This is a genomic window from Neorhizobium sp. T25_27 (assembly GCF_002968565.1).
Lineage (GTDB): Bacteria > Pseudomonadota > Alphaproteobacteria > Rhizobiales > Rhizobiaceae > Neorhizobium > Neorhizobium tomejilense.
This window is the reverse complement of sequence record NZ_PVBJ01000007.1, coordinates 266510-292269: the sequence shown is the minus strand read 5'-3', so window position 1 is coordinate 292269 and position 25760 is coordinate 266510. Positions and strand designations below refer to the sequence as shown.

Sequence of the window (25760 nt, the reverse complement as noted above, 5' to 3'; positions counted from 1 at the left end):
TGAGCGATAACAAATATTTAACCTGCCGATCGGCACCAGGGCCACCAGTTCGGATTCACACCCGGGAAATAGTTTCTAACGCCTCCTGCTCAACAAAAACATCAGGCAAGGAGCGCCTATGAGGGCAGAGACGAGTCCGGCCGGGATCTGGTAGGGCGCTACGATGGTGCGGCCGACGAAATCTGCCGCAACCATTAGTCCGGCGCCGATCAGCGCAGCGCCGATCATCTGTGGAAGGGCGCGCGTCAAGCCGGCCTCCCGCGCAAGATGTGGCCCCATGAGCCCGACGAAGGATAGCGGCCCGACAGTCAGCGTTGCGGCCGCGGTCATAAGTCCGGCAAGTCCGAACAGCGCCAGCCTCGATCTCGCCAACGGTATGCCGACCGCCGCTGAAGGGGCTGGTCCAAGCGGCAGGATGTCGAGCCAACGGCGCGCTGCCAGAGCAACGGCAATCAGTGCAGCTGCTATTGCTGCTTCCGCCGTGGCTATCGGGCCGTCGACCAGATAGGTCGAGCCGCTCATCCAGCGCATGAGCAGGACTGCCCTTGGATCTCCCGTCGAACTCAGGACGCCGACAATTGCATCGACCATCGCACTGAGCGCGATGCCGGCCAACAAGACCCGTTCCGGGGCGAAGGTGGAGCGCCGTGAACTCAAAAGAATGACGGTCAGAACCGAGATGGCACCGCCGACGGCAAAGGCAAACTGGCCGGAAAACCCCGGTGCGATGGCAAAAAGAGCGACGGCAACGCCGAAGGTAGCGCCGGCGCTGATCCCGAGAACTTCGGGGCTTGCCATCTCGTTGCCGGTCAATCTCTGGAGGATCGAACCCGCGACGGCAAGCATCGCGCCGGATGCGAGCGCCGCAAAGACCTTCGGGGCGCGGATCGCAAGGATATCGTCGAGGAATTCGCCGGAAAGGACAGTCCAGCTGCCGCCAGGCCCACGCCCAACAAAAAGAGCGACAATCACGAGAACCAGAACACTTGCGGCAGCAATGGTGACCGGGACTTTCGTGTTCCACGCGGGCGGGCGGCGTCGCGCCGCCGCCTGCTGAATCCTGTGACGGATCTTCAATCGCGGCAGTAGCGCCAGGAGCAGCGGCGAACCGAAGATGGCGGTGACTGCACCAGTCGGCAGAAAATCGCCAAAGCCGCCTGCAGCGAGTTGGAGCACGGAGTCGGCAAGAAAGAGCAGTCCCGCGCCGATCAACGGAGACCAGAAGATCAACTGGACCGGCCGACGCGCTCCAGAGAGCCGCGCGAGCGTCGGTGCGACCAGCCCGATGAAGCCGATGACGCCGACGGCACTGGTGACGAAGGCGGCAAGCGCCACCGCACAGGCGACGACCACGATGCGAAGGCGAGCGAGCCTCACTCCGAGCGCGGCCGAACTGCTCTCTCCCAGGTCGAGCAGCGACAGCGGCCTGATCACCAGCGCGCAGACGATGGCGACGGTGCCCATTTTCCAGATGAGCGACAGGGGAATGACCCAGCTCTGCTGCGCCAACGAACCGGCGCCCCAGATGAACAGGCTCGCCAGGTAGCGCTGGTTCAGGTAGGTCAGGATAGCCGACAGGCCCCCGCACCAGAGGCTTAGTACCAAACCCGAGAGGACAAGCGAATAGGGGGAGAAGCCGCGCCGTGCGCCAAAGCCGACGACGATCGCAGCGGCGGCGGCGCTCCCGAGAAGAGCGACAATGTCGCGGCCGGCCCCAAGCAGGTCGGGAATAAAAAGCGAGACGACAACCAGCGCGAGATTGGCTCCGGCTGACACGCCGAGCGTCGTCGGGTCCGCCAGCGGGTTTCGTAGGACCTGCTGGAACAAGGCACCGGACAATGCGAGCGCGGCACCGGCAAGCAACGCCGTGGTTAGCCGTGGCAAGGTCGAATAATACAGCACCATGCGCTGAATGTCGTTGCCCTGCCCGGCCGATTCTGAGAGCGTCGGTCCTACGAGAAGCCAGAATGCCATACAACCGGCGCAGAGCAGGACGAGAGACACGAGCGCCGGCCCGAGATTTTCGCGGCGAATTGCCTTCATGCGTCTTGTTCCAGAACGTCGGTCACCAGGCCGGCGAAACGCACAGCCTCGTTGACCATGCCGAACATCAGTGCCGGCGGAACGACTGACAGGTGACCTGGCCGGGAAAACGGGAGCGCCTGCCACAATGGGCTGTCGACGAGCTTCGGCAATACGTCGGGCGGGACGGGGTCGAAGGCGATCAGCCGGGCATTCGGATCGGTGATGACGGACAATTCTTCGATGCCAATAGTCTCGAAGCCCCAATAGTTCGATTGCCGCGTCCAGGCATTACGCACACCAATACGCTCGAGCGCATTGTGAAACAGGCCAGGGGCCGAATAGACGCGAGCGTGCCGCGCATCCATAAAGCTCACCAGCACAACTGGCGGAACGGTCCGGCCGGCAAGCCGTCGGCGGCACCTCTCGAAGAATGCGTCGGATCGCGCCAGGAACGGTTCCGCCTCGGCCTCATGGCCGAGTTCGGCAGCCAGTTTGCGCGTCGCCGCGATCGCCGCCGGGAGGATCGGGCCAGTGTCGGGCGTGAAGATTTCAAGCCGCAAAATCTTCGCAATCGGCTGGAGCCTGGGCAAAAGCTCGTCGAGATAAGGCGTCGTCAGAATAATGTCTGGCTTCAGCTGTATCAGGACCTCGAAATCGACTTCATGGGAACTGCCTATATCGACGACCGATTGCGGCATTGCCGGCTCGACCACCCATTTGTCCCAGTCGGCAAGGTCGGATATTCCGACTGGAGGCAATCCAAGCGACAGGAGCGTGGACGACAGCCCGTAGTCGAGGCCGACCACCCTTTGCCTGGCGACCTCGGCCCGCAATGGCTTCGGCATCGAGACGGCTGCGGCCGCCGCATGGTGCAGAAATGAACGCCTTGAAATCTTCATCTCGGGACAGACCTCAGCAGGCATAGGCAAGCGGATGCAAAAGATGCGGAACGGAAATCACATCCATATCGATCCCATAGATGGCGTGGAGCGTCTCAGGCACTACGATTTCGTCCGGCGTGCCGCTTGCAACGACCCGTCCGACTTTCAGCGCATGGATCCGATCGCAGAAGCGTGCGGCCATGTTGATATCATGAAGAACGATCACGATGCTCCGGCCGCCATCGCGGGCCAGCCGCCGCACGAGAGACAGCACTTCGATCTGGTGCGCGATATCCAGCGCCGCGGTTGGCTCGTCGAGCAGCAGGCACCGAGCGTCCTGAGCCATCAGCATCGCGATCCACGCACGCTGCCGCTCCCCACCGGATAGTGTGCCTACAACACGATCGGCAAAGGTTTCGATATGCGTGGCTGCTATGGCGGCCTCGACTTTTGCCTTGTCGACATCGGAGAACCGGCCAAGCGCACCGTGCCAGGGATAGCGCCCGCAACCGACGAGTTCGCGGATCGTCATGTCTGAGCCTGTACCCAAATCCTGCGGCAAATAGGCAACCGACTGTGCAAAGTCACGGCCGTGATAGTGCTCGAGGTTGCGGCCACCGTAGGCAACCGATCCGGCAGTCGGTGTGAGTTGCCGTGCCAAGATTTTCAGGAGACTGGATTTGCCCGAACCATTGTGGCCGACCAGGGCCACCACCTCACCTGCTGGAAAATCGAGACTGACGTCTGACAGGATCGTGTTTCCGTCGATCGAAAGACCGACCTTCTCGACAGCAAAAGCATCCGTCGTTTCGGGAGCGTCCTGAGCTAGCTGAGCCGAGACCACGTTACCTCCTAACCAATAATGAAATGTCGCGCCAACAGCGCAGATGTCCGTCACACATTTTTGTCCGCCACTTCGAAAGCGATGCCCACGGCGCGATTGACGGCTGGTCCGAGGACGGACATGTGGGTTTGCCCTGCAAAAAGCTCGAACTGCGTCCGAATTCCGTCCTTGGGGCGGTTCAGTCGCTCTGCCATCTCCTGCGCCAACGCAACCGTCTGCTCGGTTTTCCTCTTCTCCAGACGAGACGCTGCATCTTCGTTTCGGTATTGAAAAGGGGCAAGTTTATCTCCCTCGTACTCACCGGCCGACAGGTGAAGGAAAACCGCGTGACCCGCTACGCTCTGGCGACGCGCCTCATTGTTCAGGATTTCACTGCCTTCCCAGTAAATAGTCGGACTGGCAGCAATCCAGTTGGCAAAAAGAGCTGGACGTTCGAAAAGGGCGTAGAGGGTGAAAAGACCGCCGAAAGAATGCCCGAAAAGCGATCGCCGCGTCGCATCGAGCCGCACCATTTCGGAAAGCCGCGGAAGCAGCTGCTTCTCGATCAAGTCGAGCAGTTCGCCCGTCCCGCCGATGCGGACGGCGGGGCCACCTTCAAAATAGGGCGGATAGGATTTGATCGGCGGAGGTCCAAGGTCCCACGCCCTGCGGAGTGCGTTATAGGGTTCGTCAGAGGGATAGCCGATCGCTGCGATAACGCCCCAATCGACGTTGGTTCCGGTCGGGTAAGGCGCTTGCGTCACCAGGCTGGCGACGGCAAAGGGAAAGGTTGCATTCCCGTCGGTCGTGACCAAAAGCGGCCATCCCTCGGCGGGAGGTTCGCCGGTGGGAATATAGAGGAAGATGCGATAGGGCTCGCCGCCCGCCTTTGGTGCCAGATCAAAACAAACAGTTCCGGGCAGCGCGTAGGTTTTTTCAGTCATGCTCAACTCGCTGAGATTTTCTGCCACGGGGTCATTGGACGCACCTGCTTCGAATACCTGATGAAAGCACAGATGTGAGGCGGTTACCTGGCGGTTTCTGGCGCCCAGCCGCCACCTGTTACCACTTATACTTCAGCGATCCGAGAACCGTGCGGCCCTGGCCGAAGTAGCAATAGCCGCCGTTGCAGACCTGCTCTTCGCGGTTTGCGATGTTCGTCGCGCTGACGGAGAGTGAAAGACCTTTCAGGTCCGGACTTTTTGCACCGAAGTCATAGGAAATTGCGGCGTCCAGATACACGATCCCCGCATTCTTGTCCGTGTTGGCGTCGCTGGTGAAAGATTCGCTTGTTGCGCGGATGCCACCGCCGACGCTGAGGCCGTCAATCACGGTATCTTCAGGCGCTTCATAGTTGACCCACAGCGATGCTATGTGACGCGGCGTCGTCGTTGGCGTGTTGCCGATAATGGAGCTGTCGAGATTGTCCGTGATTTCCCCGTGAGTGTAAGTGTAGGCGGCGATCAGGCTGATGCCGTTGTCGAATGTCTTGCGACCTTCGACCTCGAAGCCCGTGAACGTATTCTCACCCGAGTTTTCATAAATAAGGATAGGCCCCGACGCGCCGGCATATTGCGGCTTGCCGGTTTCCACCAAACGATAAACAGCCGTGCTGAGCGAGAAGTTTTCGCCATCCGGCTGATATTTGATACCGACTTCGATCTGACGGCCTTCGGTTGGCTCCAGCACGGCCCCCGAGGCAGAGAGCTCGGTGGAGGGTACAAAGGAGGTTCCGTAGCTCACATAGGGAGCGATCCCGTTGTCAAAGAGATAGAGAAGGCCGACCTGACCGGACAGAGCTCCGTCTTCCCTCTCGTCGCTTGTGCCAGCAACCTTATCTGTCTTGGTCTGGTCCAGCCAATCGTAGCGCAAGCCGCCGACGAAGCGCCAGTTTCCGATCTCTGCCTGTTCCTGCGCATACAGTCCCGTCTGACGCAGGTTGTTGCCAGTGAAGCCGGTAAGCGCGGGCGTTGGTGCGCTACCAACGTTGCTTGGCAGTGTGGACCCATAGCCGACGGCAAAATCCGAATTTACGGCAGTGTAGTCCAGCCCCGCGAGAATGGTATGGGACAAGCTGCCGGTTTCGAACTTGACTTGGAGCTGGTTGTCGATCTGGTAGGCCCGCATCTTGTCCGTCACCGCTGCGGTCGCCCAGGGGTCGGCCGGAGCGCTGAACATTGTCATCCGGTTGAGATAACGTGCCTTGAGGTCGAGATCGCTCACGCGTGCGTTCTGACGGAAGGTCAGGCCGTTGCCAAAGTCGTGTTCAAGCTGATAGCCCAGCTGATACTGCCGAATTTTCTGATAATCGTAATCCGGGTCGCTGACGAGATAGATCTGGCCGTCATTTTTGAAAGTCCAGGCGCTCGCCGCGGTTTCGGTATCCTGAGCCAGGCCATAGATGGTGATTTTGGTGCTGTCGGTCGGCTCCCAGGTAAAGGACGGCTGCAGCAGGTAACGGTCGTCCTGAATGTCGTAATTGGTCTCCCCTTCTCGGACGAGGCCTACGACACGGTAGAACATGTCACGGCCTTCGCCGATCGGCCCGCCGACATCGAAGGCGGCCTGTTTACGGCCAACCGTCCCGTATTGGAGTTCGACCTCATGGTGCGCTTCCTGGAGCGGTAGTTTGGAAATCTTGTTGACGATACCGGCTGCGCTCGCCGCACCGTACATGACAGACACTGGGCCCTTCAACACCTCCACACGGTCGAGCGTGTATATTTCGGTTGTGAATGTTCCGTAGGTCATCACCGGTTGGCGCAAGCCGTCGCGAAAATCACCGCTTACGGTGGTCTCGATGCCACGGATGTAAATCTGATCGAAGCGCGGGTCATAGCCGAAGCCACCGGTACTCACGCCGGAGCTGTACCGGGCTGCCTGGATTATATCGGTGACGGCACGCTGCTCCATCTCCTTGCGTGTGATCACGGAAACTGAGCGCGGCGTCTCGACGAGCGGCGTGTCGGTCTTCAAGGCGGAAACCGAACGCTCGGGAACGATGGTGTCGTTGTCCTCGCTGAACGTCTGGGTGCCGGAGCCTCTTAGGATTATGGGTTGGAGCGTAGTCGCGTCACTAGCCGCATCCTGCGCAACTGCCCCAGTTGGCATGATGGCTGCAGCCATCGCGCCAACGAGTACGGTGGAGTTGAGAAGATGGCGGCGGGCGTAAAACTGGTTGAAAAATAACGTCACTACCCGATCCTTCTTGGCGGCAAAATGCGGTGGGTGATCCTGACAGATCACGGATGTGAGGGAGCAGCGAGAGAAGGTCGCTGGGCGAGATGGTTCGCCGAGGGCAGCTATAAAAGCTGAATCTTTGCTGATCAATCAAATATGAGTGTTATACTCATCTTATTGCGAGAGGTCGCAAAATTGCAACGGACAATGCCCTAGGCGAACCTGAACGTGCTGGACATAACCTCTACAACTGATTGAAGAACTCTGGCGGAGCCTCCCCTTCCACACCCGCCTCCGCCGCTGGCGGTTAACGTCTGGGAGGATTTATGCTCTTGAAAGGGATCGAACTGCAGTCACCGCGCTCCATGTCACTACACCGTCGATTCGACCAAAGACGCGCAAAATAAGCCGCCAGACAACGACCGCACCGTCGATCTGCCCTCACGACAGGTCAACTTAACTATCGCCACGACAAGAGATTCTAAATCCCCCAGGTGCGCTCCAGCACCGCAATCCAGTTGCGATGACCGAGTTTGGCCAAAGCCTCGTCGTCATAGCCTGCTTCGCGAAGCGCTGCCATCAGGCGCGGCAGGCCTGTAACGTCGCCGATCTTCCTGGAGATCAAAGTTCCGTCGAAATCCGAGCCCAAAGCGACGTGATCGATACCGACTTTTTCGACCATGTAGTCGACATGGCGCACCATGATCGACAGGTCCAGGTTGACATCCGCCTTGCCTTCCGGATGCAGGAACTTGACGCCGAAGTTGAGGCCTATCAACCCGCCCGTACCTCGGATGGCGTCGAGCTGAGGATCGGTTGCGTTGCGGCTGTGCGGGCAGATCGCAAACGCATTGGAGTGCGAAGCTACCAGCGGCGCGTCGGAGATCTTCGCAACGTCCCAGAAACCGGCATCGTTCATATGCGAGAGGTCGACCATGATCTTCAGGCGATTGCACAGCCGGATTAGATCGCGGGCCGCCTCGGTCAATCCCCGCCCGATATCCGGCCCGTGGCCGAAGCGGAAGGGAACGCCATGCGCAAAGATGTTCGAACGGCTCCAGACGGGACCGAGCGTGCGCAGGCCCGCGGCATGCAGGACTGGAATAAGGTCGAGATCCGCCCCTGCAGCCTCGATGCCTTCGATATGGAAGATTGCCGCGAACCGGTCTTCCGCCATCGCCGCGCGGATTTCGCCGGCGGAGACGCAAATCTTGAAGGCGCCATCCGACTGGGCTTCGATGCTTCGCAGCAGTGCTGCCTGCGCGATCGTCTGATCGAGCGCGCTCTGGCGGTCGACGCGCGGCAGATCGCCGTTCGCGTCAAGGCCCCGGCCCGAAGGTATGTAGACGGCGCAAAGTCCGCCGGCGAGCCCGCCTTGGCGTGCCCTCGGAAGATCGATATGCAAGCCCACTTGACCGTTAAGGAAGCGCTCTTCGGCGCCTTCACGGCCTTCGCGCATCAGGCGGGAGAGAATATCGTTGTGTCCGTCAAATACAGGAACGATAGCCGTCAGTTCGGTCACGCGAACCTCCTTATAGCAGCATTTCGTGGATTGTCTTCATGCGTGGCAACGCAAGCTCTCCCCTCGGGCGTCACCCAGACCCCGCGATATCGTCGCGGGCGGCCGCCCACTCTTCCGCGCTCGTGCTGTCTCCCGGCATCGCGCCGCATCCGCCGGGAATGGCCCGTGTGATCTTCGTCATGCTCCGTTCCGGCGCGGATAGTGGCCGCCCGGTCTAGGTCGACAGGCGCTCTTCAGTTGAAGGCGATATCGCCAATCACCCGCACACGTACACGCCGGGCGCCGCCCGGCAAATAGGCGACCGGAATGTCTTCCACTTCGACCGTCTTGAGACTTTCACGTCCGGCACCGGATGCAACGGCCGCATTCTGCGCTCCGGCTTCCGCGGTGGTGAGCGCCTCGTCGCGGCTGACGCCGGAAAACACCTGGTCAACCTCGCCTGAAACCTGTGCCATGGCAGCGCCGAGTGCATTGGCGACGCCGGCATTCTCGACACGAAGCACCTCGGAGGCGCCGGCAATCCGATCTGGGATCAGGAAGGCGCCGCCACCGACTGCGATCAGCGGTACGTCCTCGGCCGAAGTCTTCATCTGGTCGAAACTGTTGGTCACCATGTCCCGGATGCGGGCAAGACATGCCTCGACGAAGGCCGGGTCGAGATCCCTCACCCGGTCGCGATCGCCCATTTTGATCAGCCCCGCAGCCACCGCCACGTCCGAGGTCGTCAGTGTGCTGCCGCCGAACACGCGGGCTTCGCTGAGGATGCGGTGTCCTACCGAACGCAGGCCGATCTTGCCGGTTTCGGTGTCGATGATCGTGCCGCCGCCAAGCGCGATCGGCAGGAGGTCCGGCATGCGGAACAGCGTGCGCACGCCGCCGACATGGACGATATTGTTCGCCTCACGGGGGAAGCCACCGACCAGGCAACCGATGTCGGAGGTGGTACCGCCGACGTCGACAACCATTGCATCACTAAGGCCGGTCAGGAAAGCTGCGCCGCGCATGGAGTTGGTCGGCCCGGAGGCGAAGCTGTGCACCGGGTTCGAAGCAGCGACATCCGCCAGCGCCACGGTGCCGTCGTTCTGGGTCAGGAAGAACGGAGCGGAGATCGAGGCCTCTCGCAGCGCGTCGGAAAATGCCTGAACGGTAGTCTTGCCGAGTGACTGCAGCGCCGCGTTCAGAAGCGCGACGTTCTCGCGTTCAAGCAGGCCGATGCGGCCGAGCGTATGCGACAGGGTAATGCGGGCGTCCGGAATGATCGAACGGACGATCTCCGCGGCCGTGACCTCGCATTCGGTCGTCAGCGGCGAGAAGGTCGCCGATATGGCAATCGAGGTGATGCCGGCGTCGCGGATCTTCATTGCCGCCTCGCGGATCTCGTCCGGGATCATCGGGACAAGCGGGCTGCCGTCGTATTCGTGGCCACCATGCACCATGAAGATCAGTGGATCGACCGCCGCGCGCAGATCTTCGGGCCAGTCGCACATCGGCGGCAGCGAGGATCCGCTCGGCAGTGCAACGCGGATCGCCGCGACCCGCTCCAGGCGGGCACGCTCGACTACCGCATTGGTGAAATGCGTCGTGCCGATCATCACGGCGTCGATCGGCCGGTCGCTCGGACCGATACGGCCGGAAACATGCGCCAGTGCCGCCTTCACGCCGGACATCACGTCCTGAGTGGTCGGAACCTTGATGGAGGAAAGGATCGTGTCGCCGTCGATTAGAACAGCGTCCGTATTGGTTCCGCCTACGTCAATGCCGATGCGTTTCATTTAGAATACCGATTTGAAATCTATGTTGTAACCAAAGGCGCGAGGCCCGACGGCAGCAATCCCCGCTTGCGAGGTCAGCAGTTCCGGCGCCGGCAGGGCGACGACCGTGACGCGCTGTCCATAACGAACGGATTCAGTGCCAATCGCACCACCCGAAACGGTGTCCAGCAGGCATAGTAGGTCCGGCGTCATGGCCACGGGCTCCCCGTCGCGGAAGGCGACAGCCCATTCGTTCTGGAACGCCAGTTCCATGCGGGACCCCTTGTCGGCATCTATCCCCTCGATCGCGGTCTTGCCGCGCAGAAAGCCGCCGGTCGTTTCGCGCACGACATCGACCACTTTGCCGCGGAACAGCTGCTTGCCGCCCTCGTGATCGAGAACCGCCTGGACTGGATCGGCATGGCGTGCGCTTGCTTCGAGCACTGCGCGACCGAGCGCGGTCGCCTTGGTGACCGTGTAATGAATGCCCCATTCCTTGACTTCGCGACCAGTGCGCGGCGCCTTGCAGGTCGCGGCGGTGGAGCCGACTTCCGTGCAGACTTTTCGCGAGATGCGCTCCATCCATTTCCACGAGGCGGCGCGGGTGACGATTACCTCGTTATCGCGGATATCGACAAGCGACAACGGAAACATCGGCAGGTTGCCGATTGCAAACGAAGTCATCTGCGCTTCCGGATAGGCGCGCCCCATGGCGTCTGCATTGACGACCGGGCGGTCGAGTATCGCACCGGCAAGGAAGGACGAAAAGGCATTCGAGCCGCCGATCTCGACGCTCATAATGGCGCGGAAGGGCTTGCCGAGATAATCTTCCATGACCTCGACGGCACGTGCCAGGTGGATGGGATCGCTGAGGCGCTCCTGGCTGACCAGGGGCGCGCCCATCTTGGAAACAACCGCCACCATGTCCTCGTCTTCGAGATCCATCGGATCCATGATCTGGACGCGTCGACCCTCAGCGTAGAGACGTCGAAGATTGAGCGTCGAAATATATGGATTGCCGCCACCTCCGGTGCCTAGAATCCAGGCGCCCGTGGCGAGCGGTTCGATATTTTCCTCGGGAAATTCCTGAAGCATGTTTCACCTCTCGGCAGTATCTGTTCGGCATGGCTGGCCTTGCCGGCCCGCACGGATGCGGACCGACTTTCTCGTATGATGCGGGCGGCTTAGTTCGCCTTGCAGTCCCAATGGAAGTTGGAGAAGTTCAGGTCCCAGCTCTGCATCGGGATGAACTCGTAGCCCTGCAGGCACTTGTTGGCGCCATAACGTCGGTTCGGGGAAACCGCCCAGACGTCGGGTTGCAGCTCGGCAAGCTTTGCCTGCAATTCCCTGTAGACGGCATTTTGCGCTGCAACGTCGGTTTCACCGCGCGCCTTGTCGATCAGCGCGTCGATTTCCGGATTCTGCAGCCATTCCATCGACCACCAGGTGCCGGATGCCTTGGAATGATACTGGTTGTAGAACATCGAATCCGGCGACGGATAGCTTGGCGAGACGTTGACCTGGGTCGATGCCGGCGTCGTCTCAAGCTTGGCGGAGAGCTCGACGATACGGTTCCACGGCTCCGGCTTGATATCGAGCGCGATGCCGATCTGCTCGAGATTGGCCTGCATCATCAGCGCCACTTCCGCCTCGAAGGCCAGAGAAGCGACATAGCTGTTGACCAGCGTGATCTTCTGGCCGGCATATTTCGACTTCGCCAGTTCTTCCTTGGCCTTTTCAAGATCGAAGACGCCCGGCTTGATACCGTCGTTGTGAGCGTCCTTGAAGGCGGTCGAAAGCGGGCCGGTCATGTCCGTGCCCGGATAGATCACTTCCTGGATGGTCTTGTAATCGGTGGCATAGGCAATCGCGCGGCGGACATGCACATCGTCGGTCGGGTAGACTTTGGTGTTGAGCTTGATGACAAAGCCGCCGGCGGTCGGCGTCTGGATGACCTTGTAGCCCTTCATCCTGCCGAGCGCTTCATAGGTATCGTTGCCGAGCCCGTGCGAGGACAGGCCAAGTTCACCCTTTTCCGCCAGCGCCTTGACGGTCGCGTCGTCGCTGGTCTGGACGAAGCGGACCTCGTCGATCGGCTTGCCCTTGGTCCAGCCGAGGAAGTAATCGGCATTGCGGGCAATGACCATGTCGGCCGAGCGGTTGTAGCTGACCAGCTTGTAGGGGCCGGAGCCGGCAGAGTGCTCGCCGACATAGGCTTCGCCCCACTTGTCCTCGGCCTTGGTATTACCTTCGATCAGCTTCTGGTTCAGTGCCATGAACAGAGGCGTGACCGACATGAACGGCGAGAACTGGCGATCAAGCTTGACGGAAAACGTGGCGTCATCGGGCGCCGTGACATTTTCCGGCTTGATCAGTCCGACGATCAGGTTCGAGGGCCCCTTGTTGATGCCGAGAAGGCGCTTCACCGACCAGACGAGGTCGGACGCCTTGAGCGGCGTGCCGTCCTGGAATTTCACGTCATCGCGTAGATGGAACGTGTAGCTCAGGCCATCGCTGGAAATGTCCCAGGATTTGGCGAGGTGCGGGACGATTTCGCCCGAAGGGCTCACCGTTGTCAGGCCGTCGTACATGTTCACGATCGCCATATAGCCGGTATAGTCGGTGACCTTGGCCGGATCGAGCGACGAAAAGATCTGCATCGTGTTGACCGCGATCGACAGCTTGTCGCCGGCCGCGGATGCTGCCGCCGAATTCATCAGCAGGGCCATGCCTGTGCCGAGCGCAAGCGCGGCGATGCGGGAAGTCTTGGAATAGGCTTTCATCAAAGTTCCTCTCTTGATGCGGACAACGTCCGCTTATGGTTAGGCAGCCTGGCGCACTGCGGATGGCAGTGGCGTAAAGGTGATTTCCGGGTAACCGAAAGCTTTCGGTCCGACGACTTCGAGAGCCTGGGCGCTGCGCAGGAGATCGTGGCAAGGAATTGCGAGAACCGCGACCCGCTGGCCGTAGCGCAGCATTTCGGTGGTGATCGGATAGCCGGTATCTACATCGAGCAATACGATCAGGTCGGGCACGGTCACTTCCACCTTGCCGTTTCGCCGGAAGATCAGGAATTCGTTCTGGATCGCGACGCCGGCCACCTGGCCGATACAATCGTCGAAACCGGCAAGCTCCAGATCTCCGACGGCAAAGCCGCCGCGGAGATGGCGCTTAAGATCGGTAATCTTGCCGTTAAAGATGCGACGGCCGCCTTCGAGCGCGCATACGGCGGCAATCGGATCCTCCTGCGCCTTACGGGCCTTGATGACAGCCTCGCCAATGGCGATCGCCTTGGTGTAGCTTTTCGGAATGCCGTAGCGATGCACGAAATGCGCCAGCATCGGTGCGGTCGCCAGCATCGCACCACCGCCCTGCGCCACCACGCAGGCCCGCGCCATGCGTTCGTGCCAGACTTCGGAAACGGCATGGTTGAAGATCACCACATTGCCGTGAAGATCGCACATTACCGAGGGGGTCGAGCTGTGGCCGTAGATGGAAAACGTTGTCATCTGCATTTCGGGAAAGGCGCGTCCCATCCCGTCGCAATCAAGCATCGGCAAGCCGCCGAGTGCGGCGGTGACGAGCGGGTTGATGGCATTGGCGCCGCCGATTTCCTCGCAGACCATCGCATCGATCGGCGCGCGGATGAGGTCTTCCATCGCCCGCAGGCAACGCAATCCTTCCCGCCCCTCGCGCAGCCGCTCGACGCCGACCACCGGTGCTCCGATGCCGCCGATCGACATGCAGAGCGCATCGGGCGCGATCTGGTCGGTGGCCAATACATTCATCTCGTATCCGGCCTTCATCGCTTCGAGCGCCAGCAGCTTGCCCTGGTAAGGATTGCCGCCGCCGCCGGTGCCGAGAATGCCGGCGCCGATCTCCAGCGCATCGAGATCTTCCACCGTCAAGGTGCGGACATGGGCCTCGTCGTATTTCAGCTTGCGTGCCTCAGGCATCGTGGCCTCCCATTTCTCCGACGACTTTCACATGAATGCGGGTGGCATTGCCCGGCAGATAGGCCAGCGGCGTATCCTCGCGCTCGATGACCTCAAGCGTTTCTGATAGTGCGCCAGCGGCTATCGCCTTCTCCCGTGCTTCCGCCTCGGCCTCGGCGAGCGCGCTTTCGCGCGTCCGCCCATCGACCAGCGAGAAAACTCGATCTGTCTCCCCGCTGATTTGCGCGATCGCAGCGCCGACCGCATTGGCAACGGCGAAATTTTCGGGACGAATAACTTCCAGTTCGCCGATCCGGTCAGGCATCAGGATCGACCCGCCGCCGACGGCGATCACAGGCACCGGCGTCGAGGAAATGCGGCTGCGCTCGACGCAGGCTTCCAGCATGGCATTGATCTTTGCGGCAGCCGCGTCGACGAGGGGCTTGGCAAGCCCTGTCACGAGGGCCTTGTCGCCGACATCCGCCTTGCCCGAGGCGACGGCGATATCGGTCGCGGTCAAAGTCCTGCCGCCGAAACACAAGGCATCCTGCCGAACCCGATAGCCGACCGACTTCGGGCCGACAACAATGCCGTTGTCGCCTTCAACGACCAGCGAGCCGCCGCCAAGTCCGATCGAGAACACGTCGGGCATGCGGAAATTCGTACGGACGCCGCCGATATCAACCGTTGTCGAAGCCTGGCGCGGAAAGCCATGCGACAACGAGCCGACGTCCGACGTGGTACCGCCGACGTCGACGACCACCGCATCCTTGATGCCGGTAAGGAAAGCTGCGCCTCGCATCGAATTCGTCGGACCGGATGCGAAGGTCAGGACCGGGAAGGCGCGCACGACATCGGCCGCCATCAGCGTCCCGTCATTCTGAGTGATGTAGAAGGGGCAGGTGATGCCGGCGGTCGTCAGCGCCTTGCCGAAAGCGGCGACCGTGCGATCGGCCAGCGACAGCAGGCTGGCATTCATGATCGCCGCGCTTTCGCGTGCCAGAAGGCCGTGACGGCCGATATCCTTCGACATCACCACCGGCAGGCCGGGGCATTGCTGCTGCAGGATATCCTTGGTGCGGACTTCCATCGCATCATTGATACCGCTGAAGACGCAGGTCACGGCGGCGGCCTTCAGACCTTTGGCGCGAATATCGCCGGCGATGCGAACGATCTCGTCCTCGTCGAGAGGCGAAAGCTCGCGTCCGTCGAACTCGTAACCGCCACGGACCTGATAGCCATGATTGCCGACGATCTCGCGTACATCATCCGGCCAATCGACCATGGGCGGCAGCCCGGCGCCTGAGGGCAGGCCAAGCCGGATCGCCGCGACTTCTTCCAGATGGCGACGCTCGATCACCGCATTGGTGAAATGCGTGGTGCCGATCATTACGGCAGCAATCCGCTGCCGGTCGATACCGGAGGTCGCGATCACTGCCTCCAGCGCCTCGATCACGCCCGAGGTCACATCCTCGGTGGTGGAGGCCTTGACCCCCGCCAGAACCTTCTTCCCTTGCAGGACGACAGCATCCGTATTGGTGCCGCCGACGTCAATTCCAAGCCGATACACCTCAGGCTCCTCCTCAATCAGTGGTCTTGACGAGAAAGCGCATGCGCTCTTCCTCGGTCACGACAGGTTTCAGGCGCTCCTCCTCATCACTGACGACCGGGATCGCAGCAATCAGCGCGCGTGTGTAGGGATGTTTGGGTTCTGCAAAGACCTGCGCAGTCGCCCCCTCTTCGACGATCTCGCCGCGCAGCATGACGGCGATGCGGGAGCAGAAATTCCGCATTAGCGACAGATCGTGCGAAATCATCAGGTAGGTGAGCCCGAGATCCTTGCGCAGCTGCAAAAGCAGCTCGATCACCGTCTTCTGGACAGAGACGTCAAGCGCCGCCGTCGGTTCGTCGAGGATCAGGATCTTTGGTTCTGCGGCCAGCGCGCGGGCGATCGCCACACGCTGCTTCTGACCGCCCGAGAGCTCATGCGGATATTTGCCGAGATAGGATTGCGGCAGGCGCACAAGATCCATCAGTTCGTTCATCCGCACTTCTCGCGCGGCTCCATCCAGTCCGATCGACTTCAGGGGTACGCTTAGCGTCTGCCTTGCCGTGCGCTTCGGGTTGAGCGACGTGCCGGGGTTCTGGTAGACAATCTGCGTCAGACGCCTACCCTTCGCCGGCTGCGGGGCGTCGATCGTGACGCGCCCGGTGGTCGGCCTGGAGAGTTCCATGATGATCCGCGCGACGGTGGTCTTGCCCGAGCCGGATTCGCCGGCAAGCCCGAAGACTTCGCCCTCGCGCAGGACGAGATCCACGTCGCGCACGGCATGGTAACCGTTGCGTCGGCCATAGATCTTGTTCAGCCTTTCCACCGTTATGATCGGCGGGCGGGTGCTCTCCGGCAGGTCGATGACGCGAGGGCCATAAAGCGCCGGCACCGCATCGAGCAACGACAGGGTATAAGGCTGCTTGGGGCTGGAGAGGATTTCTGTGCAGGGGCCGGTCTCGACGATGTCGCCATGATGCATGACGACGACCCGATCGGCGACCTTGCGTACCACGCCGAGATTGTGGGTGATCATCAGGAGAGCCATGTTCTCCTCGACCACCAGCTGGTTGATGAGATTGAGGATCTCGTCCTGGGTGGTGACGTCGAGCGCCGTGCCGGGTTCGTCGGCGATCAGCAGCTTGGGCTGGTGCAGAAGCGCAAGCCCGATCAGCACACGTTGACGCATACCGCCGGAGAGTTCGGACGGATAGGCATCGATCACGCGATCGGTATCGGCCAGCTGCACGCGGCGCAGCACGGCGGCGATGCGGGTGCGGCGCTCCGCCCTGGACGAAGACTTGCCGTCGCGCTTGTCGGCGAACCGCATTACGTCGTCGAGATGGGTACCGATCTTGAAGACCGGATTGAACGACGACAGCGGGTCCTGCATGATGAGTGAAAAGGCGCTGCCCTTGAGGCTCTCGCGCTCGCCGCGCGACATGGCCAGTACATCACGGTCGCTGAACGAGATCGAGCCCGAGCGGATGGCGGCATTTTTTGGCAGCGTGCCGATGATCGCCTTGGCAGTCACCGATTTACCGGAGCCGGTTTCGCCGATCAGGGCGACGCGCTCTCCAGCGGAAACGGTAAATCCGACATCATTCAGGACCCGCCGCGTTCGGCCATACGTGGCGAAGGAGACGCTAAGGTTTTCCACCTTGAGAAGCGGTTCGGTCATCGCTCAGCTCTCCACGTCGAACATGTCGCGCAGGCCGTCGCCCAGCAGGTTGAAGCCGAGCGTCACGTAGAGGACCGCAAGGCCGGGGCAGAGAACTTCCCACCAGTAGTCTGGCATGAACTGGCGGCCGTCCGCGACCATCGATCCGAGATCCGGGGTCGGCGGCTTCACGCCGAAGCCGAGGAAGCTCAGCGTCGCGCCAAAGAGGATGACGAAGGCGGCATCGAGCGTCGTCTTGACGGAGATGACGGGAATGCAGTTCGGCAGGATTTCACGGAACAGGATATGGATCGGTCCCGCACCTGCAAGACGCGCCGCCTCGATATAGTCTTCCGACGCAATCGACTTCGAGACCGTGTAGATCAGCCGTGCGTGCCAGGTCCACCACAGAAGCGTGATGGCGATCATCGCATTCATCAGGTTAGGTTCGAGCAGGTTGGAAACGGCCAGCGCCATGACCAGCGGCGGCATCGCCAGCATGACGTTCGTCAGGCCGCTGATCAGCTTCTCGACCCAGCTGCCGAAATAGCCCGCCAGAAGACCAAGCACCGCGCCGACCGGCACCGAGATGCCGAGCACGCCAACCACCAGCAGGAGCGAGATGCGAAGGCCGAAGATCGTCCGCGAGAAGATGTCGCGTCCCGCCTTGTCGGTTCCGAACCAGTGCGCCGTGTCCGGCGGCAGGTGCCGGGCGCGGAAGTCGACGACGGCGCCGACATGCTTGGGATAGGGTGTGAGCCAAGGCGCAAAGACGGCAAGCACGAGCACCGACAGAATGATCAGCGTGCCGATTACCGCAGCCGGGTTGCGGCTGAAGCGATACCACATCATGTAGCCGGAGCTCAGTCCGCGATCGGACGCGTCGAGCATGTTCATATCGGCCATCAACGTGCCTCCTTGCGGCGCAGACGCGGGTCGATGATCGTGATGAGGATATCGACGATCAGATTTGCGATGATGAAGAACAGACCGGCGACCAGCACCACGGCCGTGACGGCGTTCAGATCCTTTTGAAGGACCGAGGTCAGTCCATAAGAGGCAAACCCACCCCAGGCGAAGACCATTTCGATGACGAAGGCATTGCCGATCAGGGACGCAAATTCGAGCCCCATGATCGTCAGCGGCGCGATCGACGACAGCTTCAGCAGGTACTTGAAGATGATGACTCTTTCCGGCACGCCAAAGCTCTTGAGGGTCAGCACGTGATCCTTGCGCTGGTTCTCGATCATCACCGAGCGGGTGATGCGGGTGATCTGACCGATGCCGGCCATTGAAAGCGCAAACGCAGGCAGGAGAAGATGCTGCAGCGCATTGAGCATGACGTCGGGTCGGCCGGCCAGGAGGCCGTCGAGCAACAGCAGGCCAGTCGGGCCGCCGGCCCAGTTCATGTCATGATCGAGGCGGCCGATGATCGGCCAGCCGGACAGGAAACGCGCCGCCACCAGCTGCAGCGTGATCGCAAACAGAAAGCTCGGGATGATGACGCCGGTCAGGGAAAGCAGCCGCCCGACATGATCGATGGCGCGGTCGCGGTAATGCGCCATTACCACGCCAAGCGGCACGGCAACCACGAACATGAAGATGACGGAGACCAGAACGAGTTCCAGCGTTGCGGGCACGGTCTGGGCAAGGTCGGTGATGACCGGCCGTTGGGAGACCAGCGACATGCCGAGATCGCCGCGCAATGCCTTGCCGGCGTAGTCCAGGTATTGAACCACCAGCGGCTGGTCGAGGCCCATATGCAGACGCACGGCCTGAACCTGGTCCGGAGTGGCGGATGGGCCAAGCGCCATGCGCGCCGGATCTCCAGGGACGACCCGCGCCAGAACGAAAATCATGATCGAGAGCGCAATCATCACCAGCACGAATGTGCCAATACGGATGAGAATTGCGACCAGTGGATGTTGCTGCATCGGCGGAGAGGTCCTCGTGCATCGCTTGCTTGCGGCCCAGCATCCCGCGCCGCAGTGTCGGCAACAACCACGTGAAGGTATGGTTTTTAACTCGCATGGTATAGGTTATTTGCGGATTATGGACTATCGGATGGCAATGCAGTCCCTGTTGCCTCGTCCCGATCTCGTGCGCCGTATTGCCGACGAAACCGCCAGCCTGATGTTCATCCGGGCTCCGGCCGGTGCCGGAAAATCCACCTTGCTTCGCATGGTCGCAGGGCATCTCGGCACGCCGGTGTGCGCGGCATACCAGCCGCGACTGGAGGATGTCGCCGACGGATGGCTGATCTGGGACGTCCCGGTCACGGCGCGTTCCGCCAGGCTTTCCAGCCGGGTGCTGGAGGCCTCGCGATCCGTATTGATCGCTTGCCGGCCGGAACAGCGGATCAGCGGCATGGCGCGTCGCATCCTGCATCAGGGTGCGGTGACGTATGACGCAACCCGGTTGGTGTTTGCAGAAAATGAGCTCGCAACTCTAGCCGTCCCGCACCAGCAGCGCCTTTTGCACGACTACGCAGGCTGGCCGGCCTTCCTGCCGATCGCGGCACAGCCGGATGATAGGGCCTGCGTCGATTATCTGCGAGAAGCCTTTCTTTCATCCCTCTCGCCGGCCCAGACGACCGAGCTGTCGATCTGGCTGGAGGCGCCCTCGATGGCGACCGCGGGCAATTGGAAGGCTTTCCTGCCTCCTCTTCTTGCAGATGAGCCGGAACGGCATTCGGATCTTCTGCGCCTGCTCGCTGTCGCGGTCGGCGAACGATTGACCGCGCTCACGTCCGGCGGCGCGGTCATTGACGTCGCATCTGCGCTCGAGCGAGCCGGGCGCCCGCTTGCGGCGATGGACCTGCTGCTCGATCATGGGCATGAGGAACATGCGGCGCAAAGCCTCGAACGGGCGCAGGGCCGGGAACTGATCTATCGAAACAGTGTCGATGCCTTTCAGAGGATTGTCATGCGGTTTTCGCAGGCGTTGATCGCCACCAACGAGACCGTGCTGTTTGCTGTTGCCCGTACGCTGCTGAAGCAAGGTGAATTGCCGCATGTAAGGCATCTGCTGGCACGGCATCTCGGACACGATTACCTGGATCCACTGAAGGTCCTGAGCCGTAATTCCCGCTTTTCGTTTGCGGCACGCACCTTCAGGCTCAACCTGATGATCAGCGAGGACTTGACGCCCAACGATGCGATGATCACCCGTCTTGGGGAGTTCATGGCGGATTATCCGCTTGGCGACGACGCGAAATGGTCCAGCTATTACAACGCCATCCTCGAATTCGAGATCCGCCGACGCAACTTCCGCGAGGCCGAGGCGGCGGCAACGCGAGCGCTGATCTATCTTCGAAAAAGGGGTGGGCAGCCACTCCTCGAATTCTTCATCCATCTGCATCAAACCGTGCTGCGGCTGACGAGCGGCGACGTTCTACTTGCGCGCCGGGCGGCCAAGGATGCCCGTGCCAGGCTTGAACAGGTTCCCCACGAGGCCATCCAGGAGTTCCGCATGTTGCGGTTGGCGGAAGCCTGTCTTGCCTATGAGACAGGGCGCCCCCGCGACCTGCTGGAATTCGTCCAAGACGACTTCGAGGCGTTTGCGGCCGCCGAGATCTGGCCGAGCCTGATGCAGTTTGCGCTTCGCTACGCCTCGCAGGTGCTCGGCGACCATTTTGCGATGACGATCAGGCCGGGCTTCCTGGATGGGCTTTGGATACATCTGTCGGAAGGATTGCAGTTCCACGCGATGATGGAGATCCGTACCGCCATCGCCTATCAGAACGCCAACCGATGGGCCGATGCTGCAGCAACCCTCACTGCCGTGCGCATGCCGCTGGGGCGCAACTGGGTGGAGAGCGCAACCGACGAATTGATCCGCCTCGCTCGGCGCGATGAGATCGCCTATACAATGGCTTGGTTGCGCGATGCCGTGCGGCTGGCTACGCCTCGTCCTTACCTTGTCCGACAGATCGATGCGCTAATCGCAAACCCGAAAGTCACGAACCGCGAACGCGTGGCTCTCCAGCTATGGCAAAGCTATGCGGCCTACCAGCGGCGAGACAATGCCGCCGTGCGGACACATCTTTTGTCCGCGCTGGAGGCGGCCACGCGCCTCGGCTGCAACGGCGTCCTGTCGGAAGAGCGGATATTTCTGTCACCGCTTCTCAACAACAAACGGATCAGGGGCTTTGTCGAGACGTCGCACGACGTCCGCACCGCGCTGTCGATCTTTGCGGCGTCGATCAATTCACCTCAGGCGCGGGCTTTGCACGGCGGCCTGTCGCAGCGCGAGATACAGATATTGCAGTTGGTCGCTGCCGGGTTGTCGAACAAACGCATCGCGCACACGCTAAGCGTTTCCGAGGTGACGGTGAAATTCCACCTCGGAAATCTTTTCAGGAAACTGGGCTGCAGCCGCCGGGCAGAAGCACTTCGCGCGGCAACGGCACTTGGTTGGCTTTAGGAGTCGATCCGGCACCCACTCTTATTGGGAAACCTTGCTCTTGAGGGGATAGGGACCAACGGCCTGTTACGACGGAAATTTTTACCAAAAACACCAGTTGCCGTCATGCGAAGGTGGAAGTTCAATGGTCGGCGGGACACGGGGCTTTCCGATGATGTCACACCTGCGCCATGGGATCTGATCACCACGACCGCGGCCAATGGAGGCCGATCATCTCATGACCTGTTTCACCGTTCGCCTATACCCTTTGGCTTGTGGCTGTGCCTGCTCCAACAGTGTTGGCAGAAACGCGAAGCATCTGAACCGGATTGGCATTTCGCGCGCTTCGAACCAGTCGATCAAAAAGGATGTAGCCCTCATCCCAGCGCCCAAAGCCGCTTGCCACATTGATATGCCCGGCAAAACCGATCGTCGTCAACTCGCTGCCCCAGGCGCGGACGTGCCGCTCCAGGTCGGGAACGCTCATATAGGGATCGTTCAGGCTTCCAACCACAAGGCTCGGAAACGGGAGGCGAGCCAACTGCTGTTCGCCGAACCCGATCATGCAAGGGTGAAGCCGCAGCGTCACCTGCAGCGAACATGGCGCGACGAGCAATGCCCCGCGGATCTTGCCGGCAATGCTGCGCTCGGCATAGCTCGCAGCCAGGAGGCACCCGAGGCTGTGCGCAACCAGATAGGCGCCTTCCACCTCCGAGAGCGCTCTGTCCAGTTCGGCCTGCCAGTCCTCGATGACCGGACAGTCCCAATCCTCCTGCTCGATAATCGACGCATGGGAGCGCTCTCTTGCCCAATGACGCTGCCAATGTCCCTCCGGCGATCCGTTGAGACCTGGCAATATCAGGGTCGGGAACATGCAAACCTCCAGGGCTTATCGAAATCGGTCAGAAATAGACGTCAAAACACTCTTCCTTCCTTGAGATGCGTCGTCGTTCCGTTGAGCAGATAATCACCGACCACCCTCGACTTATGCAGCAGCGGATTGTGGTTGAGGACGGTGCGGATATTGCGCCAGTGACGGTCGAAATTGTTGTTGCGGGAGGTCGCCGAGCCACCGCCGAGCTCGAACATGCGTTCGGCGCTGCGGGGGCCGAGCTGGCCGAGCACGAGCTGCGTGCGTGCCGTTGCCAGCGCGCTTGCGACCAGAGCTTCCTCGATCCCTGCTTCGTTGCCTTTGCCGAAGGCCGCCACGGCCCGATCGAGAGCCATGGCGGCGGCCGCGACGGCGGTATCGATCGCGAAGGAGTTGGCGGCTATCTCGCCGATCACCTGCTGTACGAACGGATCCTGGTTTGCCGTCTCCGCCATGCTGTGCGCCGCCGAACGCGCCTGCCGGCGCACATAGGCAAGCCCGTCCGTCAGCACGTTGCGAACCGCTCCAGCCGCACTTGCTGCCAGATGCAATTGACGCAGCGTCGAACAATGCCGGCCGACGAGATTGTCGAGGCCCCGCGTTGCAAACTCGTGCGGAAATACCTCGACATTTTCCAGAAGAACACCGCCGCTCGCTGTCAGGCGCTGGCCCATGCCATCCCAATCGTCGAGGATCCTGACGCCCTCGCGATCGACCGGCAGGAGGATACCGACCGTCTGTCCCTCTTCATCCAAAGCGCTGAAAGACGCAAAATCTGCGAAAGCTGTGCCCGTGGCATACCATTTGCGGCCGTTGAGGCGATAGGTCTCGCCGTGGCGCACGATCGTCGTCGTCACCTGCCCGGGCCGGGCGGTTCCCTGCTCCGTATGGGCACCGCCGAACAGCTTACCGGCGAGAACCAGCTCGACCGCACCGGCGTCCCACTCCCGCGGTTCACTGAGGATGACGTTCTCGACATAGTTGAAATGCGATCGCAGAGCATGCGCCACGTTGGAATCCGCTGCACCGATTGCCGCGATCATTTCGATATAGTCGGTCACCGAACCGCCCGGTCCGCCAAGTGCTACCGGGATGCGCAAGGTGCCGAGACCCAGTTCGCGAAACAGCCGGAAAGCTTCGAAAGGCAATTCTCGATCGAGATCCCGTTGCGCGGCGCCCTTGGCGATTTCGGCCGTGAAATCAGGGATGCGGGCAAGGAGCTCCTCGCGCGTCGGGCCTCGGTTGGTCTGCAGTTTGGCGATGCTCAAGCGACTGTCTCCGTCAATACAAAAACGACAGCGGCCGGTACGAAGTCCGGCCGCCTTGATGATCGCTCACCCCTCGAAATAGATATCGGCACCGTTGCTCCAGAGGTCTTCGACACCGATCTTGAGGTTCTTCACCCGCTTGTCGTAGACCGTGATCACCGAAGGAGTGACGATATCGAGCGTCGGAAGATCCTGCACGACGAGTTTCTGGAAATCGTGGAAGAGTTGCAGCCGCTTCTTCGGATCGACCTCGACGGCGGCGGTCTCAAGCAGGCGGTCAACCTCGGGATTGAAGTATTTCGAGCCGTTGGTGAAGGGCACCCCCGGCTTGAAATTCTTCGACCAGTAGAGCCGCTGGACACCAACCGTCGGATCGTAAAGGTTGCTCATGCCTTCGATGGCGATGTCGAAATCGCGATCGGTGAAGATCCGCTTCACGAAGGTCGCAAAGTCCTGGCTGCGAAGCTCGACCTTGATGCCGACCTTGCCGAGCGCCTGGGCGAAATATTCAGCCGTCTGCTTGGGAGGACCAGATGGCTGGGTCGGATCGATGAAGAGCTTGAAGCGGAACCCGTCGGTCCCGCGCTTGTAACCGGCTTCATCCAGAAGCTGGTTCGCCTTAGCCGGATTGAACTCGTACTTCGGCAGATCGGGATTGTAGAATTTTGCGAGGTCCGGGCTCACAGGCCCGTCGAGCCGCGTCGCATAGCCGAGATAGACCGTGTTGACGATGAAATCCTTGTCGACCGCATGGGCGATCGCGTGACGCACCTTGATGTCGGCGAGATACTTGTTTTCCAGGTTGAACTCGGCGCGGGCAATGCTCGGCGAATAGGCGGCCGGCGTGGTATCGACGACCAGGTTCGGATTGGCCTTCAGGCGCTCGATATCCGTCAGCGGCAGATTGGCGGTCGAGACTTGCACTTCGCCGGTTTCGATCGCCGCCACCGCGGCGGCCGGATCGATGATGAAGCGGAAGATAATCTGGTCGAGATAAGGTTTCGGCGAGCCCCAGTAATCTTCGTTGCGGACGAAGAGTGCATGGCTGCCGCGCACCCACTCGACGAACTTGTAAGGGCCGGTGCCGATCGGTGCAACATTGTGCGGGTTTTCGGCAACCTTTGTGCCTTCGTAGAGGTGTTTCGGCACGATCGGCGCTTCGAAGCTTGCGAAGGCGCTCAGCAGATAAGGCGCCGGCTTGGACAGAAGGAGCTCGACTTCATGGGAGTTGAGCACGTTGGCTTTCTGGACAGAGGCGAAGGTCGCCCGGCCACGCGGATGGTTTTCCTTCAGCGCCAGAATGGAGAAGGCCACGTCGTCTGCGGTGAAGTCCCTGCCGTCGTGCCAGCGCACACCCTGCCTGAGCTTGAACCAGTAGCGCAGGCCATCCTCGCTCACCTTCCATTCCGTTGCCAGAAGCGGCTGCGGATTGAAATTGCGGTCATAGGTCAAGAGGCTCTCGGTCGCCTTGCCGCTGATATAATAGGCGGCACCGGCACTATGGGCGATAAGCACCAGAACCGGAGGCTCGGTGCCGATATTGATCGAAACGCTGCCGCCGCGTGGTGTCTCGTCCTGAGCTTGGGAAACTTGCGGTACGGTGAACGCGGCCGCGAGCGCCACAGTGGAAAGCAGGAAGGCGCGGCGTGTCGGCGTCAGCGCATGAGCATTTTTGATCGTCATGAAATATCCCCCAAAGCAGCCATTCATCGCGACGAACGACCTGGATTTCGCCCAACACCCGAGCGAGCGTGGTTGCTTTGAGAATATAAAATCTACTAACTTTATCGAGATACTCGATTTCTAAAGCGAGGAGGATGGATGAAAAAAGGCAGAGGTTTTCCCGCCTTTTGGAGAATTTTTCGCGCGAGTCCGCCAAATCCCGTCCCTC

18 protein-coding genes are annotated in these 25760 nt (G+C 61.0%); 1 reads left to right on the top strand and 17 read right to left on the bottom strand.

Annotated features, from left to right (window positions below):
* Positions 1-75 precede the first annotated feature (75 nt).
* From fhuB to C5J24_RS20540, 14 genes are all read right to left on the bottom strand, one after another.
* Positions 76-2043 carry a Fe(3+)-hydroxamate ABC transporter permease FhuB gene (gene fhuB / locus C5J24_RS20610; RefSeq protein WP_105420520.1) on the bottom strand — a complete coding sequence of 656 codons (1968 nt, stop codon included), beginning with the start codon at positions 2041-2043 and terminating at the stop codon, positions 76-78.
* A complete protein-coding gene (locus tag C5J24_RS20605) occupies positions 2040-2924 on the bottom strand; it encodes an ABC transporter substrate-binding protein (protein WP_105420518.1) in 885 nt (294 codons plus the stop codon). Before C5J24_RS20605 ends, fhuB begins: the two co-directional genes overlap by 4 nt.
* Before the next feature lie 13 nt (positions 2925-2937).
* Complete coding sequence (locus tag C5J24_RS20600) at positions 2938-3750, bottom strand: ABC transporter ATP-binding protein (protein ID WP_105420516.1); 813 nt, start codon at positions 3748-3750, stop codon at positions 2938-2940.
* A gap of 50 nt (positions 3751-3800) precedes the next feature.
* On the bottom strand, positions 3801-4673 hold the full coding sequence (locus C5J24_RS20595) for an alpha/beta hydrolase (protein WP_105420513.1): 873 nt from the start codon (positions 4671-4673) through the stop codon (positions 3801-3803).
* 118 nt (positions 4674-4791) lie between these two features.
* Positions 4792-6924 (bottom strand): TonB-dependent siderophore receptor, encoded by a 2133-nt coding sequence (locus tag C5J24_RS20590; RefSeq protein ID WP_245437450.1) that lies wholly within the window; start codon positions 6922-6924, stop codon positions 4792-4794.
* 466 nt (positions 6925-7390) lie between these two features.
* Positions 7391-8422 (bottom strand): dipeptidase, encoded by a 1032-nt coding sequence (locus C5J24_RS20585; protein WP_371674730.1) that lies wholly within the window; start codon positions 8420-8422, stop codon positions 7391-7393.
* 242 nt (positions 8423-8664) lie between these two features.
* Positions 8665-10203, bottom strand: a complete 1539-nt coding sequence (locus tag C5J24_RS20575; RefSeq protein ID WP_105420509.1) for a hydantoinase/oxoprolinase N-terminal domain-containing protein — start codon at positions 10201-10203, stop codon at positions 8665-8667.
* Positions 10204-11277, bottom strand: coding sequence for a DUF917 domain-containing protein (locus C5J24_RS20570; RefSeq protein WP_105420507.1), 1074 nt, complete (start codon positions 11275-11277; stop codon positions 10204-10206). It abuts the gene before it with no gap.
* An 89-nt stretch (positions 11278-11366) separates the two neighbouring features.
* Positions 11367-12965 carry an ABC transporter substrate-binding protein gene (locus C5J24_RS20565; protein WP_105420505.1) on the bottom strand — a complete coding sequence of 533 codons (1599 nt, stop codon included), beginning with the start codon at positions 12963-12965 and terminating at the stop codon, positions 11367-11369.
* A gap of 39 nt (positions 12966-13004) precedes the next feature.
* A complete protein-coding gene (locus tag C5J24_RS20560) occupies positions 13005-14138 on the bottom strand; it encodes a DUF917 domain-containing protein (RefSeq protein WP_105420503.1) in 1134 nt (377 codons plus the stop codon).
* On the bottom strand, positions 14131-15687 hold the full coding sequence (locus C5J24_RS20555; protein ID WP_105420501.1) for a hydantoinase/oxoprolinase N-terminal domain-containing protein: 1557 nt from the start codon (positions 15685-15687) through the stop codon (positions 14131-14133). The genes C5J24_RS20560 and C5J24_RS20555 overlap by 8 nt, the downstream gene beginning before the upstream one ends.
* A gap of 13 nt (positions 15688-15700) precedes the next feature.
* On the bottom strand, positions 15701-17347 hold the full coding sequence (locus C5J24_RS20550) for an ABC transporter ATP-binding protein (RefSeq protein ID WP_105420499.1): 1647 nt from the start codon (positions 17345-17347) through the stop codon (positions 15701-15703).
* A 3-nt stretch (positions 17348-17350) separates the two neighbouring features.
* Positions 17351-18232 carry an ABC transporter permease gene (locus C5J24_RS20545; RefSeq protein WP_105420497.1) on the bottom strand — a complete coding sequence of 294 codons (882 nt, stop codon included), beginning with the start codon at positions 18230-18232 and terminating at the stop codon, positions 17351-17353.
* Positions 18232-19260, bottom strand: coding sequence for an ABC transporter permease (locus C5J24_RS20540; RefSeq protein WP_105420495.1), 1029 nt, complete (start codon positions 19258-19260; stop codon positions 18232-18234). The genes C5J24_RS20545 and C5J24_RS20540 overlap by 1 nt, the downstream gene beginning before the upstream one ends.
* A gap of 136 nt (positions 19261-19396) precedes the next feature.
* On the opposite strand from C5J24_RS20540, the gene C5J24_RS20535 reads away from it, so the two are divergent.
* Positions 19397-21751, top strand: a complete 2355-nt coding sequence (locus C5J24_RS20535) for a LuxR C-terminal-related transcriptional regulator (RefSeq protein WP_105420596.1) — start codon at positions 19397-19399, stop codon at positions 21749-21751.
* A gap of 238 nt (positions 21752-21989) precedes the next feature.
* Here the strand turns inward: C5J24_RS20535 and C5J24_RS20530 are convergent, their stop codons facing one another.
* The 3 genes from C5J24_RS20530 to C5J24_RS20520 form a co-directional block, all read right to left on the bottom strand.
* Positions 21990-22604, bottom strand: coding sequence for an alpha/beta hydrolase (locus C5J24_RS20530; protein ID WP_245437449.1), 615 nt, complete (start codon positions 22602-22604; stop codon positions 21990-21992).
* A 41-nt stretch (positions 22605-22645) separates the two neighbouring features.
* The gene (locus C5J24_RS20525) at positions 22646-23869 is read right to left on the bottom strand and encodes an acyl-CoA dehydrogenase family protein (protein WP_105420493.1); all 1224 of its coding nucleotides are present in this window, start codon (positions 23867-23869) and stop codon (positions 22646-22648) included.
* Between the two features lie 66 nt (positions 23870-23935).
* Positions 23936-25552 carry an ABC transporter substrate-binding protein gene (locus tag C5J24_RS20520; RefSeq protein ID WP_105420491.1) on the bottom strand — a complete coding sequence of 539 codons (1617 nt, stop codon included), beginning with the start codon at positions 25550-25552 and terminating at the stop codon, positions 23936-23938.
* Between the last annotated feature and the right edge of the window lie 208 nt (positions 25553-25760).